Origin of the sequence: Rhodopseudomonas sp. P2A-2r (assembly GCF_026015985.1) — a bacterium.
GTDB lineage: Bacteria > Pseudomonadota > Alphaproteobacteria > Rhizobiales > Xanthobacteraceae > Tardiphaga.
Window position 1 is genome coordinate 442,978 of sequence record NZ_CP110389.1, and the last position, 14,620, is coordinate 457,597.

Annotated in this window: 11 protein-coding genes and 1 pseudogene; 2 read left to right on the forward strand and 10 right to left on the reverse strand. The window is 64.8% G+C overall.

Going from position 1 to position 14,620, the window contains the following annotated elements; translation table 11 throughout:
- Window positions 1-24: 24 nt before the first annotated feature.
- The 3 genes from ONR75_RS32350 to ONR75_RS02070 form a co-directional block, all read right to left on the reverse strand.
- Window positions 25-1,071, reverse strand: coding sequence for an OmpA family protein (locus ONR75_RS32350; protein ID WP_320109684.1), 1,047 nt, complete (start codon window positions 1,069-1,071; stop codon window positions 25-27).
- A gap of 1,162 nt (window positions 1,072-2,233) precedes the next feature.
- A complete protein-coding gene (locus ONR75_RS02065) occupies window positions 2,234-2,455 on the reverse strand; it encodes a hypothetical protein (RefSeq protein WP_265081163.1) in 222 nt (73 codons plus the stop codon).
- Complete coding sequence (locus ONR75_RS02070) at window positions 2,455-2,940, reverse strand: pyridoxamine 5'-phosphate oxidase family protein (RefSeq protein WP_265081164.1); 486 nt, start codon at window positions 2,938-2,940, stop codon at window positions 2,455-2,457. Before ONR75_RS02070 ends, ONR75_RS02065 begins: the two co-directional genes overlap by 1 nt.
- A gap of 121 nt (window positions 2,941-3,061) precedes the next feature.
- On the opposite strand from ONR75_RS02070, the gene ONR75_RS02075 reads away from it, so the two are divergent.
- A complete protein-coding gene (locus tag ONR75_RS02075; RefSeq protein ID WP_265081165.1) occupies window positions 3,062-3,436 on the forward strand; it encodes an MAPEG family protein in 375 nt (124 codons plus the stop codon).
- Here the strand turns inward: ONR75_RS02075 and ONR75_RS02080 are convergent, their stop codons facing one another.
- From ONR75_RS02080 to ONR75_RS02095, 4 genes and pseudogenes are all read right to left on the reverse strand, one after another.
- Window positions 3,437-3,823: a VOC family protein gene (locus tag ONR75_RS02080; protein ID WP_265081166.1), complete on the reverse strand. Its 387-nt coding sequence runs from the start codon at window positions 3,821-3,823 to the stop codon at window positions 3,437-3,439.
- A gap of 63 nt (window positions 3,824-3,886) precedes the next feature.
- A pseudogene (locus ONR75_RS02085) lies at window positions 3,887-5,844 on the reverse strand (ABC transporter ATP-binding protein/permease).
- Between the two features lie 188 nt (window positions 5,845-6,032).
- Window positions 6,033-7,724: a methyl-accepting chemotaxis protein gene (locus ONR75_RS02090; RefSeq protein WP_265081167.1), complete on the reverse strand. Its 1,692-nt coding sequence runs from the start codon at window positions 7,722-7,724 to the stop codon at window positions 6,033-6,035.
- Window positions 7,725-8,247: 523 nt separating this feature from the next.
- Window positions 8,248-9,162 (reverse strand): aliphatic sulfonate ABC transporter substrate-binding protein, encoded by a 915-nt coding sequence (locus ONR75_RS02095; protein WP_265083497.1) that lies wholly within the window; start codon window positions 9,160-9,162, stop codon window positions 8,248-8,250.
- 425 nt (window positions 9,163-9,587) lie between these two features.
- Here ONR75_RS02095 and ONR75_RS02100 point away from each other — a divergent pair, with 425 nt between their 5' ends.
- Window positions 9,588-10,547 carry an aliphatic sulfonate ABC transporter substrate-binding protein gene (locus tag ONR75_RS02100; RefSeq protein ID WP_265081168.1) on the forward strand — a complete coding sequence of 320 codons (960 nt, stop codon included), beginning with the start codon at window positions 9,588-9,590 and terminating at the stop codon, window positions 10,545-10,547.
- Between the two features lie 196 nt (window positions 10,548-10,743).
- Here ONR75_RS02100 and ONR75_RS02105 read toward each other — a convergent pair whose 3' ends face one another.
- From ONR75_RS02105 to sdhA, 3 genes are all read right to left on the reverse strand, one after another.
- On the reverse strand, window positions 10,744-11,772 hold the full coding sequence (locus tag ONR75_RS02105) for an LLM class flavin-dependent oxidoreductase (RefSeq protein ID WP_413776425.1): 1,029 nt from the start codon (window positions 11,770-11,772) through the stop codon (window positions 10,744-10,746).
- Between the two features lie 199 nt (window positions 11,773-11,971).
- Window positions 11,972-12,754 carry a succinate dehydrogenase iron-sulfur subunit gene (locus tag ONR75_RS02110; RefSeq protein WP_265081169.1) on the reverse strand — a complete coding sequence of 261 codons (783 nt, stop codon included), beginning with the start codon at window positions 12,752-12,754 and terminating at the stop codon, window positions 11,972-11,974.
- A 39-nt stretch (window positions 12,755-12,793) separates the two neighbouring features.
- Entirely contained in the window at window positions 12,794-14,617 is a 1,824-nt protein-coding gene (sdhA, locus tag ONR75_RS02115; RefSeq protein WP_265081170.1) for a succinate dehydrogenase flavoprotein subunit, read from the reverse strand.
- Window positions 14,618-14,620 lie beyond the last annotated feature (3 nt).

Here is a 14,620-nt window from a genome sequence, read left to right on the forward strand (position 1 = left end):
CGGCCATTTTCTTAATCCAGCCGATCAGCGTGGCGGCGCGATGCCGGCCGGCGGCGGCGGCAATGACGCCTGTCCGCCGTTTAGCAGCGGCGTGATGCGGCGGATGGTGACGCGGCGGTTGCGGCGTTCCGGGCCGTCCGTCGGCACCTTCAGATACTGCTCGCCATAGCCCTGCGACGTCAGGTTCTCTTCGGGCACCTGGAACTGCCGGGTCAGCAATTCGGCGGCGGCCTGGGCGCGACGGTCAGAGAGCGACAGGTTGTCGACGTCCGAGCCGACCGCGTCGGTGTGACCTTCGATCAGGAAGACCTCCTTCGGATTGCGCGAGATCGCCTTGTTGAGGCCGTCCGCGATGGCCTGCAACTTGGCCGCCTGGTCGGGGGCGATATCCCACGACCCGGTTGCGAAGTTGATGGTGTCGAGGTCGATCGACGGCATCAGCTGCCGCACCGACGGGCTGTAGCGAATCTCGTCCAGCGAGAAGCGTCGTGGCACGCGTTCCACCGGCGGCGCCAGCATGGTGTCGTAGATGAGCTCCGGCGATGCATCTTCCGACTCCACGATGTAGCGGTCGCGCGGGATGCGGATCACCGGCGGCGGCAGGTCGACATAGAAGCCACCGATCGCCTGGGGATCGCGATAGGTGTTGTCGATGATGATCACCTCGCGGCCCCGGTCGTCGCGGCGGATGCGGCGCAGCAGCTGGCCGTCGCGGCCGGTGACGGTGATGATCTGCGATCCATCCGGACGGATCACGATCGTGCGGGAATCGGCGCCGTCGCGCTCGACGCGAATATCGCGTGCGCCGTAGCGGAAGCGATCCATCTCGTCGTGCCGGATGAACGACTGCCCGTTCGGATCCTGCACGATGATGCGACCGGGTTCGGTGAACACCGTACGTCCGCCCTCGCGACGCTCGACACGCTGGCCGCGGAATTCGGTGATGTTGCGCGGACCTGGAGCCTGAGCACCCGGCGCGATCGGAGCCAGTGCCTGGGCCGGCGGGGGCGCCGCCGGGATCGGCGCTGCGGCGGGCGGTGCAACGGGCGCTACCGGTGCGCCGGGCGGCAACGTCGACTGTTTCTGCAGCTCGCGGCGCTGCTGGAAGCTGGGATCGGCGGCGGGCGCCCCTGCGGCAGGCGCGGCGGGTGCTACCGCGGCCGGCGCTGCGGCACCGGGCGCAACGGCGCTGGGTGCTGCAGGAGCTGCCGCACCTGGAGCGGTCGCCGGCGCACCAGGCGTACGAGCAGCCGGCGCTGGCGGGGCAGCGTTCGGCGCTGCAGGAGCCGCGGGAGGGGTGCCGGGAGCGGTTGCCGCCGGCGTGCCGGGAGCAGGTGCAGCTGCGCCATTCGGCCCTGCAGGACCGCGCGGGCCGTTGCGGTCGCGCTCGGGGCGACCGGACTCTGGCTCACCGGGACGTCCGGGGCGGCCGGCACCAGGTGCGGGGCGATCGGGTTCGGGCGCAGCGGCGGCGGGAGCGGGGGCTGCTGGTTTGGCACCAGGAGCTTCAGGCTTGGCAGCAGGCGCGACTGCAGCCGGGGTCTGCCGTGCGGCGGGCGGCGTCGGTGCAGCGGGTGGCGTTGGCGTCGCAGGTTTGGGCGCCGCGGCGGGCGGAGCTGGACGTTCGGGTGCGGCGGGCGGTGTCACCGGGCGCGGACGCTCCGCAGCCGGAGGCGTCGGTGCGGGGCGCTCGGCGGCCGGCGGCGCAGGAGGACGCGGCGGCTCGGCCGCTGGCGGTTTGGGGCGTTCCGGCGCAGCGGCAGGCGCAGGCGGACGTTCGGCTGCCGGTGGTGCGGGACGCGGTGCCTCGGCAGGGCGCGGCGGCGCAGCAGCCGGAGGAGCAGCAGGACGCGGTGCTGCAGCCGGCGGGGCTTTCGGAGGTGCCTTCGGTTCACCTTTCGGCTCTCCCTCGGGTGCCGGTGGCGCGGCCTGTGCAACTACAAACGATGCATCGGTTTGCGTCGCATGCAAAGCGGGTGCTGCGAACGACGCAACGCTGAGCGCTGTCGTGGCCAGTAGTACGAGGCGAATTTTTGTCATGATGAACTGAAGTCCTCTGGAAAATTCTAACGAGCGCTGGTGGTCGCACACCGGCGCAGCGAGCAATCAACTGACAATGGTAAGGCCGCAGTGTGGCACCCCATCCGACGCGGTCAGCTTTTATTTCTGATATGACAACGGCCCGAATGCGCTTCGTTCATTGCGCATTCAGGCCGTCGCTTGTCATGCCGAACTACATCGTCGCGGGTTGCTCGGGCGGCCCGGGATTGATGTCGGGTCCGCGCTCCGGAATTTCCTCAGGCTGATAGCCCGGCAATTCGTCCGGCAGTTGCGGCTCGCCGGGCTCGCGGACCGGAGGAGGAATTTCGGGTCGCGGATTTCCCGGCGGCTGTTCCTGCGGCGGCTCCGTCGGCTTGCCAGGTTGGATGGGCGGGTCCTCGACCGGGCCGACCATCAGATCGCAACCTTGCGGTTGGTCCCGATGTCCGGCCGCGTGCCGGTGACAGCCGCCGCCGCCATCTTCACATAGCTGATTGCCGAGCCCGGCGAATCCCAGAACTCCGCATCGTCAGGGGTGACCTTGAGCACGCGGATGTTGGGATCTTCGGCGCTGTCCCACCAGGCTTTTGCCGGCATCGAGAACAGCTCTTTTATCTTGGCCCGGTCATTGGAGACTTCGGCGGTGCCGGTGACCGAGACATACTTCTGGTCACTAGCGTCCGCAAAGGACAGATTGATGTTGGGATTGCGTGCAATCTCCTCGTCTTTGTGACGACGGGCATCGGTCAGGAAATAGATGGTGTTGGCGTCGCGATCCACATGCGCGGCCATCGGTCGGGCACGCAACTTGTCGCCGTCATGGGTTACCAGCATGGCGAAGCCAATCTTCTTCATCAACTCCCAGGTACGGTCGATGTCGGCGGCGGTGTCGGTGGCCATGATGTGCATTCTCCTGTGACGGTCGGAGGCATAACGGCGCGGCGGCGACGAGGTTCCGCGAACATCGTTTGACAGCGATCAAGGAACCTCGCATCACATGGATGAAGCAGGGGAGGGTGCAATGCCGGTTGCCTATTGGTGTATTTTGATTGCGGCGCTGCTGCCGCTGGTCTGGGTCGGCTATGCCAAATCGGGATCGCGTGACAACAACGCGCCGCGCGACGACGCGGACCGGCTCGACGGCGCCAAGCGCCGCGCTTATGCCGCGCACCAGAATGCCTACGAGAATTTTCCGTTCTTCGCCGTGGCGGTGATGGCGGCGCTAAGCTTCGGCGCCAGCCCGGGCGTGGTGGACTGGCTCGCGGTGCTGTACATCGCCTTCCGCGTTGCCCACGGGCTGCTTTATGTCGCGGACAAGCCCAGCCTGCGCTCGATGGCCTATGCCGGAGCGCTGTTCGTCAACATCGCGATCTTCGTGCTGCCGGCGTTCAAGTAGCTACGCCGGCGCGTGGCAGACGGCTTCGATGTTATGGCCGTCGGGATCGCGCACGAAGGCGCCGTAGTAGTTCGGATGATAATGGGCGCGGATGCCGGGCGGGCCGTTGTCGGTGCCGCCCGCAGCCATCGCGGCTTGATAGAACGCATCGACCGTGGCGCGATCCTTGGCGACAAGGGCGATGTGCACGGGAATGTTGATCGCGCCCTGACCGCTGATCCAGAAATCCGGCTTGCCATTGGCGCCAAAGCCCGCGGCGGCATAGTCGCCGGTTTCCTCTTCGGTGACTTCCATGGCCACGCCATAGCCCAGCGGCGCCAGCGCACGGACGTAGAATTCCTTGGCACGCTCGTAGTCGGAAACCGAAAAACCGATATGGTCGAGCATCAGCAACCACCTCGCTTCTGAACCGAAATCCTAAGTCGATTCCCGCCCCACAGACAACGGCAATCACGCGGCCTTCGTCGGTGCCTTGCGGCCCCGCAGAAACCGGCCGAGCAGCTTCCGCTTGCTTTTGCGCGGCACCAGCTCGATGTCGCTGACGAGCTTGGCGCCGCCCTTGCGACGTTCCAGCACGATCTTGCGACTGTGGAAGACTTCGAGCTCTTCGCGATGGGCCACGGAGACCACGGTCGCGTTGGGCAGTTCCTCGGTGAGCAGCTCCATCATCTTGTCCTGGCTCTTGGCGTCGAGCGCCGAGGTCGCCTCGTCCAGCACGATGATATCGGGGCTGTGCAGGAACAGCCGTGCGAAGGCCAGTCGCTGCTTCTCGCCGCCGGACAGGGTCTGGTCCCATGGCGCGTCTTCCTCGAGCTTCTCCTTGAGATGGCCGAGCCCAACCTTGTCGAGCGCGCGGCCGATCTCCTCGACGCTCAATCCTCTGCGGCAGCCGGATAGGCGGCGGCGCGGCGCAGCGTGCCGGATGGCACGTAGGGCTTCTGTGGCAGCATGAACAGCCGGCGGTCGGGATGGAAATTGATGCTGCCGCCGCCCCACGGCCACAGACCGGCAATGGCGCGCACCAGCGTGCTCTTGCCGGTGCCGGACTCGCCGGCCACCAGCAGGCGCTCGCCGGGCTCGATCTTGACTTCGGTGTCGCCGACCACGGCGGTACCGTCGTCGAGGGTCACCGAGAGATCGTGCAGGCTGAGCGCGGTGTCGCCGGTGGTTTCGCCGCGCGTGATGCGGCCGATGCCATCGCCGCGCTCGGCGCGCTCCAGCCCGTCGAGCGACATCATCAGCGAGGCGATGCGCCGCGCGCAGGCATTCCAGTCGGCAAGCCGCGGATAGTTGTCGACCAACCAGCCGAACGCCGCCTGCACGATGGTGAAGGCGCTGGCCGCCTGCATCACCTGCCCCAGCGACATGCTGCCCTCAAGAAATTTTGGCGCGCAGAGTAGAAGCGGGACCACCGGCGCGATCAGGCCGGATCCCTGCGACACCAGCGTGGTGCGCATGTGCTGGTGCGCCAGGCGGGCCCACTGGCGCAGCGTATTGCCGAAGGTCTTGTCGATGCCGGCGCGTTCTTCCTCTTCGCCGCCGAGCAGCGCGATGCTCTCGCCGTTCTCGCGGACGCGCGTCAGCGCGTAGCGATACTCCGCCTCGGCCTGATTCTTGTCTTCGGAGGTCTGTACGAAGGCGCGGCCGATCACCATGATCGAGCCGGAGGCGATGCCTGCGTAAAGCACGGCTGCGATCACCAGGAAGCCGGGAACGGTGACGGTCGAGCCGCCCCATGTCAGCGTTAGCGCGCCGCCGATGGTCCACAGCACCACGATGAAGGTCGTCGCCGAGAGAAACGCCGAGACCACGCCGGAGGCAAAGTCGATCGGCGAATCGGTGGCGACGCGCAGGTCCTCGGCGATGCGATATTCCGGGTTCTGATGATCGCCGCTGACCAGATTGAGCTGGTAGTAGCGACCCGAGGTCAGCCAGCGCGACACCACCGAGTTGGTCAGCCATGCGCGCCAGTTCCGCTGCAGCCACATCCGCACATAGACCTGGCCGACTCCCAGCAGCACGCTGCCGATGGCCAGTGGAAAGAAGATGCCGGTCAGATGCCAGACGCTCGCGGCGTCGCGCTTCTCGATCGCGTCAAAAATGGACCGGTTCCAGACGTTGATGCCGTACTGGAAGCCGACATTGGTGACGATCAGCAACAGCAAGCCGATCGAAAACGCCCAGGCCAGCTTGTCGCCCGCAGCGCCCCAGAATCCCTTGGCGCTGATCCAGAACCGCGTCAGCAGATAATCTTTCCGCGCCTGTTCCGCTTCTTCAGGAGTCAGGTCGGGATCAGGCTCCAGCAATTCCGGCGGCGGTGGCTCGACCTGCTTGCCCGTCTCGGCAACCACTTCAACGATGGTCGCGGGGGAGGGAGAAGCGGAATCGTTCGGAGAATGTTTGTTCATGCGCGAACAACGCGAACGATATCAGAAGGTTCCATCGGGTTCCCGGAGTTCGTGCGTCAGGTTCCCTCGCAGATTTGACGAGCTGCTGCGTGGCTGACGGCACGCCGTGCCGGTCCGCGCCTGTGGCCCTCAAACAAAAGCGGGCGCCGGAGGGGCGCCCGCTTGAAGCTGCTGTGCTGTGCCCCGCGTCAGGCGGCGCGGATGGTGCTCAGGAACTTGCCGACCTCATCGCGCAACCGGCCGCTTTCCCCTGACAGCGATTGCGCTGCCGACAGCACCTGGGCAGAGGCCGCCCCGGTCTCTCCGGCACCGCGCTGAATGTCGGTGATGTTCGACGAAACCTGATGGGTTCCCTGCGCAGCCTGCTGGACGTTGCGGGAGATCTCCTGGGTCGCCGCGCCCTGTTCCTCGACCGCGGATGCGATGGTCGAAGCGATTTCAGACATCCTGCCGATGGTGTCGCCGATCTCCTTGATCGAATCGACGGATTCCTGCGTCGCGCCCTGGATGCCGGTGATCTGCTGGCTGATCTCGCCGGTGGCCTTGGCGGTCTGTTCCGCCAGGGCCTTGACCTCGGACGCCACGACCGCGAAGCCCCGTCCGGCCTCGCCGGCACGCGCTGCCTCGATGGTGGCGTTCAACGCCAGCAGGTTGGTCTGACCGGCGATGGTGTTGATCAGTTCGACGACGTCACCGATACGGGCAGCCGCCTTTGCGAGTTCGCTGACGCGGCTGTTGGTCTTGCGTGCCTGCTCCACGGCTTCGCGGGCGATGTGGGCCGACTCCTGGACCTGGCGGCTGATCTCGTTGACCGACGACGTCATTTCCTCGGTCGCTGAAGCAACCGACTGCACATTGGTCGAGGCTTCTTCCGATGCGGCCGAAACCATCGTGGTTTGCTCCTGCGCGCGATCGGCATTCTTCGACAATGTGCCGGCGGCGCTCTCGAGCTGCGTCGACGAGGACGAGACAGTCTGCACGATCCGGCCGACGGCACTTTCAAAATCGTCCGCCAGCTGGAACATCTCGGCCTTGCGCCGGGCAGCGTTCGCCTGTTCCGTTTCAGCCTGTGCGGCTTCCAGGGCCTTTACCCGGATGGCATTGTCCTTGAAGACCTGAACCGCCTTGGCCATCGCACCGATTTCGTCGCGGCGGTCCGAGCCTTCAATCGCCGCTTCGAGGTCGTTGGCGGCAAGTTGCGACATCGCACCGGTCATCGTGACGATCGGGCGGGCAACGCCGCGGCTCAATGTGAACAGGCCGATGAGCGCAATTGCGACCATGCCGACGCCGCCGCCGACAATGGTGGTGTAGGACGAAGAGGCGGCCGCAGCGCTGGCAGCGGCACGGGCGCCCAGCAACGAGGCTTCGGCGTCGCTTGCGGCGCTCGCCAACTCACGGATGCCGTCCATGTACTTCTTGCCGGCGCCGCCGGCTTCCATCTGTCGCGCCTCGGTCTGGGTCTGCGAATTCTTCATCAGCGCGATTTCCTTTTCAGCAACCTCGGTTCGCCAGCCCTGGGCGGCCTTGCTGATATCGGCAAAGCGCTGCTGCTGAACCGGATTGTCGGACGTCAGTCGGCGCGCCTCGTCCACCGCCGCGGAGAATTTCTTCTCGTGCGCGAGATACGGCTCAAGGAAACCTTCTTTGGCGGATACGAGGTATCCACGAACGCCGGTTTCGCCGTCGACCATCGCCGCCACGATGCGGTTGATCTGTTCGACGACCTTGTGCGTATGGTCAATCCGCTCTGAGGTGCTTTCCATCGTGGAGACATTGCGCCAGATCAGCCCGTTGACCGTCAGCGAAATGAGCGTCATCAGCAGGAAAACTGCTGCGATCTTCTGGGCGATTTTAAGATTGGAGAAAAAGGACAGCATCTTCTGATGGCTCCGAATGCACGTTGCTGAAATGGGGGCAGTGCTAGATCGGCTACGAGGCTCGTGCAGCCGAGAAACGAATAAAATATGATCGTCGTCATTCTAGGAGTCTGAGCAACACGCTCAGACGCTGAGTGCCCCCTGTATGACTTGGTACTAATTGTACCTCGCTGTCATTACCTGTCGGTTAACTCTAATGCGCGCGCCTTATAATACCCACGGTATTATAAGGGCTTACCGCAATGCAATCCGAGGTGTTTGAATGCTTGAGCAGCAACGTGCGGAGGTGCGCGGCCGCTCGATCATGCGTGGCTATCGCGAATCGGCTGCGCGTCGTGGCGATTTCTGCCTGAATGCGAAACGTGAGGTTCCGTCATTTTGCCGAACGATAACGGCGCCGTGCAAATCGATTCACGGCGCCGCTAGATGTCCGATCAGTCAGGAGCTCGCGCCTGCCCGCCTGTCAATTCCGCTGTACGTCCGATCTGGCGCGCGATCATCTTCAGCTTGTGTTGATAGCACGCTATTTCGGAGCCCATAGTTTTACATCAGCCGCGTTGACCTTGACCGGTATCAGGCCTTCGGCGTGAAAGGCGTCGGCGATACGTTGCTGTTCGGCGAGCTTTTCCGGAGTGACGGTGCCGACTCGATAGGAGCGGTGGCTGTTCGCCTCCTCGACCGTGGCGGCATCGATGCCCCACAGGCGCGCGAGCAGGGCGGCGGCGTCCTTCGGATGCGCCTTGACCCACTGGCCGGTCTCATCGAGCTTGCGATAGATCACATTGAGCGCATCGCCATGGCGATCGGCATAGGCGGCCGAAGACAGATAATAGCGTTTGTAGCTCGCCAGCCCGTTGCTGCCGTCGGCGAGTACGCGTGCATTTGAAGCGCGTTGAGCGCTGGTGAGGAATGGATCCCATGCCACCCAGGCATCTACGTTGCCGCCGACAAAGGCAATGCGGCCGTCGGCCGGCGGCAGATAGGCCGGCGTGATTTCCTTGAAGTTGAGGCCGGCCTTGCCGAGCGCGGCGAGCAGCAGGAAGTGGCTGCCGGCGCCCTTGGTGACGGCGACCTTGCGGCCCTTGAGATCGGCCAGCGTCTTGATCGGCGATTCCGCCGGCACCAGAATCGCCTGCGCCGATGGCGATGCGGCCTCTTCGGCGATATAAGCGAGCTTCGCTCCGGCCGCCTGCGCGAAGATCGGTACGGTGTCGGCGACGTCAGCGCCGAAATCGATATTGCCGGTGTTGATTGCCTCTAGCAGCGGCAGACCGCTTGAGAACTCATGCCAGGACACGCGGATGCCGAGCGGCGCCAGCGCCTTGTCGAGGTCGCCGTTGGTTTTCAGGATGGCCGTGAGTGTCGACGACTTTTGATAGCCGATCCGGATCGTCTCGGTGGCGGCAGGCGTCTGGGCGCAGGCAAAATGCACCGACATGATCGACGCCGCAGCGGCAAGAGGCAGCAGGGCTGACCTCTCGGACATACGTTTGAATAGATTGGCAAGGATGATGGTGATCATGAAGGGCTGTGCTTTGCGGGCTGTGAAGACGGTGACCGAAGGCTAGACTCAGACCAGCGCCAGTCAATGGAACGGCCGACTGTAGTTGTGACCGCGACGGCGCGATTGTTCTGCGCAGCGCCCCTCACGTAGCGAAAACATTCTCCGGTATTACCGGCGAGTTCCGCCGTCGCCTCCACGCGCCCGCGCCGCAAAGAGACGTAAACGCGCGCGCCGCAAAACTATCAAAACAAAACGTTGTCGGTTGGCGCTTTTCTTTGAAAGCATAATCTCGCGGCGCCGGCGTAGCTTTGTCATGCCGCATTCACCCCATGGCCAATGGCAACGGAGCAAGAAAGCAAATGTCCAGATCCCGCAGAACGATCCTCGCCGGCCTTTCGGCCGCGCTGCTATTCTCCGGCCTCGCCGCATTGCCTGCGATGGCGCAGGAGTTGAAGGAGGTCCGCATCGGCTTCCAGAAGGCCGGCATCTTTCCCGCCGTGAAGGCCCGCGGCACGCTCGAGAAGGTGCTGAAGTCGCGCGGCATCCAGGTGAAGTGGGTTGAATTCCAGTTCGGGCCGCCGATTCTAGAGGCGATCAACACAGGCAATGTGGACTTCGGCTTTACCGGCGACGCGCCGCCGATTTTCGCGCAGGCTGCGCGCGCCAACCTGCTTTACGTTGCGGCGCTGCCGTCGGCCGGCGCCAATGAGGCGATCATCGTGCCGGAGAACTCGCCGATCAAGACGCTTGCGGATCTCAAGGGCAAGAAGATCGGCTTTGCCAAGGACTCGAGCGCGCACAACACGACGGTGGCGGCGCTGGAGAAGGGCGGCATTGCCTATTCGGAGATCACGCCGGTGACGCTTGGCCCGGCCGACGCCGTGGCGGCCTTCGCCGGCGGCAACCTCGACGCCTGGACGATCTGGGATCCCTATCTGGCGCTAGCGGAGAAAGGCAAGGTGCGGGTCATCGCTTCCGCGAAGGATGTGCACGACGCCAACTCGTTCTTCCTGGCCAACCGCGACTTCACCGCCAAGCACGTCGACATCGTCGCGCTGCTGAACCAGACCTTTGCCGAAGAATCGAAATGGGCGGGCGAGCACCGCGCCGAGATCGTCGCCAGCCTGCATGAGACCACCGGCGTGGACAGCGAGGCGCTGACGCGGGCGGTGAACCGTTCGACGTTCCTGGTCACGCCGATCACCGACAGGGTGGTGGCGAGCCAGCAGGCCACCGCGGATCGTTTCTTCAAGCTCGGACTGATTCCGAAGGCGATCGATGTGAAGGAGATCGTATGGAGGTGGACGCCGGGATCGTGAGGAAGCTTTGCTATCGTGTCCCGGACGCGGTGCGGCATTCTCAGGCGATGCGCTTGCATCGCCGATATGCCGCTCCGCAGATCCGGGACCCCGTCCTTGTGCGTGATCGCGTGGGCCCCGGATCAGCAGCGCACCATGCGGCCAGGGCCGCGCGTTGCGCAGCATCCGGGGTACGTTCCCTGCAAGCTTAAAGGATCTACCCCAGCATCTCGCGCACCATCGGGATAACCCGGGTGCCGTACAACTCGATGCAATGCATGATCCGCTCGTGGGACAAACCGCCGGCGGAGTACTTCATGTCGAAGCGGGAAAGGCCGAGCGCCTTCGCCGTCGCGGCGATCTTCTTCGCGACGGTCTCCGGCGAGCCGACATAGAGCGAGCCGTGATCGGCCTCCTGGTCGAACTCCCGGCGCTGCATCGGCGGCCAGCCGCGCTCGGCGCCGATGCGGTCGCGCATGATCTTATAGTCCGGCCACAGCTGCTCGCGGGCCAGTTCGTCGGTGTCGGCGACGTAGCCCGGCGAATGCACACCGATCGGCTGAACCGGCCGATCAAGTTGGGCGTAAGCTCGCTTCGAGAGATCCACATAGGGTGCAAAGCGCGTCGGATCGCCGCCGATGATCGCCAGCATCAAGGGCAGATTATAGCGCGCCGCCCGCACCACGGATTCAGGGCTGCCGCCGACGCCGATCCAGGTCTTCAGTGTTCCCACCTCGATCGGCGGGAACACTTGCTGGTCCTTCAGCGGCGGGCGGATGCTGCCCTCCCAGGTGACGGATTTTTCATGGATCAGGGCCGCGAACAGGTCGAGCTTCTGTTCGAACAGCATTTCGTAGTCGGCGAGCGCGAAGCCGAACAGCGGAAACGATTCGGTGAAGGAGCCGCGGCCCAGGATCACCTCGGCGCGGCCGTTCGACAGCGCATCGAGGGTGGAGAAGCGTTGAAACACCCGGATAGGATCGTCGGAAGAAAGCACGGTGACGGCGGAACCGAGTCGGATGCGCGAGGTGCGGGAGGCGATCGCCGCCAGCACCACATCGGGCGCGGACACCGCGAAGTCGGCGCGGTGGTGTTCGCCGATGCCGATGAAATCGATGCCGATGCGGTCGGCGAGAACCGCTTCGTCGACCAGGTTGCGCAGCACCTGCGCGTGCGACAGCGGCGTGCCGTCGGCGTCGTTGGTCACGTCGCCGAATGTGTCGAGGCCGAGTTCGAGCGCTGCCATGATGGGATTCAGTCTAATTCATTGCCGGGCATTGCACGGACGACACTCGGTTGTCGTCACCCGCGAAAGCGGGTGACCCAGTACACGCTGGAAACGCCGCTCTATCGCAAGCGTTCGCGTTTACTGGGTCGCCCGGTCCTGGCGCGCAATTGCGCGCAGGCCGGGCGATGACAGTGGCATTTGGTGAGCCGTCCGTCGATCAGATCTGGCGCTCGACCATCTTCAGCTTGAGTTCTGCGATGGCTTCGGAGGGGTTCAGTCCCTTCGGGCAGGCCTTGGCGCAGTTCATGATGGTGTGGCAGCGATACAACCGGAACGGATCCTCGAGATTGTCGAGGCGCTGGCCGGTGGCTTCGTCGCGGCTGTCCTTGACCCAGCGGGTGGCCTGAAGGAGGGCGGCCGGGCCGAGGAAGCGGTCGCTGTTCCACCAGTAGCTCGGGCACGAGGTCGAGCAGCAGGCGCACAGGATGCATTCGTAGAGGCCGTCGAGTTTCTCGCGGTCGGCGTGGCTCTGCTTCCATTCCTTCTGCGGGGTCGGCGTGGTGGTCTGCAGCCACGGTTCGATCGAGGCGTACTGGGCGTAGAAGTTGGTGAGGTCGGGGATCAGGTCCTTCACCACCGGCTGATGGGGCAGCGGATTGACCTTCACCGGGCCATCCTTCACGTCGTCCATGGCCATGGTGCAGGCCAGCGTGTTCTGGCCGTCGATGTTCATGGCGCAGGAGCCGCACACGCCTTCGCGGCAGGAGCGGCGGAAGGTCAGGGTCGGATCGATGTTGTTCTTGATCCAGATCAGGCCGTCGAGCACCATCGGACCGCAGTCCTTGGTGTCGATGTGATAGGTGTCGACGCCCGGATTCTTGCCGTCATCGGGATTCCAGCGATAGACGCGAAACTCGCGCGTCTCGGTGGCGCCGGCCGGCTTCGGCCATTCCTTGCCGCCGGTGATCTTGGAATTCTTCGGAAGTGCGAACTCGACCATGGTCTCAAGCCTTCGCTGTCATCAGTACACGCGCGGTCATTAGTAGACGCGCGCTTTGGGCGGGATGTACTGCACGTCGTTGGTCATCGTGTAATCGTGCACCGGGCGATACTTGATGTCGGTCTTGCCGCCGCCATCGAGCCACGCCAGCGTATGCTTCATCCAGTTGACGTCGTCGCGCGCCGAGAAATCCTCGCGGGCATGGGCGCCGCGGCTCTCGGTGCGGTTGGCCGCCGAGTCCATGGTAACGACGGCCTGAACGATCAGGTTGTCGAATTCCAGCGTCTCGATCAGGTCCGAATTCCAGGTCAGCGAACGATCCGACACGCTGACATCGACGATGCCGCTGTGCACCTTGTGGATCAGCTCCTTGCCTTCGCTCAGGACCTCGCCGGTGCGGAACACGGCGCAGTTGGTCTGCATCACATGCTGCATGTTTTCGCGCAGCTTCGCCGTAGGCGTGCCGCCCTTGGCATAGCGGTAGTGGTCGAGACGGTTCAGCGCCTTGTCGGCGGAACCGGCCGGCAGGTCCGGCTGTTTGGCGTTGGGCGTCAGCTTCTCGGCGCAGCGCAAGGCTGCGGCGCGGCCGAACACCACGAGATCGATCAGCGAGTTGGAGCCGAGCCGGTTGGCGCCGTGCACCGAGACGCAGGCGGCTTCGCCGACCGCCATCAGGCCCTGCACCACGGCATTGTCGTCGCCGTCCTTCTTGGTGACGACCTCGGCGTGGAAGTTGGTCGGGATGCCGCCCATGTTGTAGTGCACCGTCGGCACGATCGGGATCGGCTGCTTGGTGACGTCGACGCCGGCGAAGATGCGCGCGGAGTCGGAAATGCCCGGCAGACGTTCCGCGAGTACCTTGGGATCGAGATGGTCGAGGTGCAGGAAGATATGATCCTTCTTCTTGCCGACGCCGCGGCCTTCGCGGATCTCGATGGTCATTGCGCGCGAAACGACGTCGCGGGAGGCGAGATCCTTGGCGGACGGCGCATAGCGCTCCATGAAGCGTTCGCCCTCGGCGTTGACGAGATAGCCGCCTTCGCCGCGGGCACCTTCGGTCACCAGACAGCCCGAACCGTAGATGCCGGTCGGGTGGAACTGGACGAACTCCATGTCCTGCAGCGGCAGGCCCGCGCGCAGCGCCATGGCGCCGCCGTCGCCGGTGCAGGTGTGCGCCGAGGTGCAGGAAGCGTAGGCGCGGCCGTAGCCGCCAGTGGCCAGAATGGTGGTCTGCGCCTTAAAGCGGTGCAGCGTGCCGTCGTCGAGCTTGAGCGCGATGACGCCGCGGCAGACGCCCTGGTCATCCATGATCAGGTCGATGGCGAAGTATTCGATGAAGAACTCGGCGGCGTGGCGCAGCGCCTGGCCGTACATGGTGTGCAGCATGGCGTGGCCGGTACGGTCGGCGGCGGCGCAGGTGCGCTGCGCCTGGCCCTTGCCGTAGTCCAGCGTCATGCCGCCGAACGGGCGCTGATAGATCTTGCCGTCTTCGGTGCGCGAGAACGGCACGCCCCAGTGTTCGAGCTCGTAGACGGCGTCGGGCGCGTTGCGCACCATGTATTCGATGGAATCCTGGTCGCCCAGCCAGTCCGACCCCTTGACGGTGTCGTACATGTGCCAGCGCCAGTCGTCGGCATGCATGTTGCCGAGCGAAGCGGAGATGCCGCCCTGCGCCGCGACAGTGTGCGAGCGGGTCGGAAACACTTTGGTGATGCAGGCGGTACGCAGCCCGGCCTCGCCGCAGCCGACCACGGCGCGCAGGCCGGCGCCGCCGGCACCCACCACGACGACGTCGTAGGTATGATCTTCAATCGGGTAGGCGGCGATGCCCGCCCCGTTGGCGCCGTTGCCGTTCGCGGCCATGCG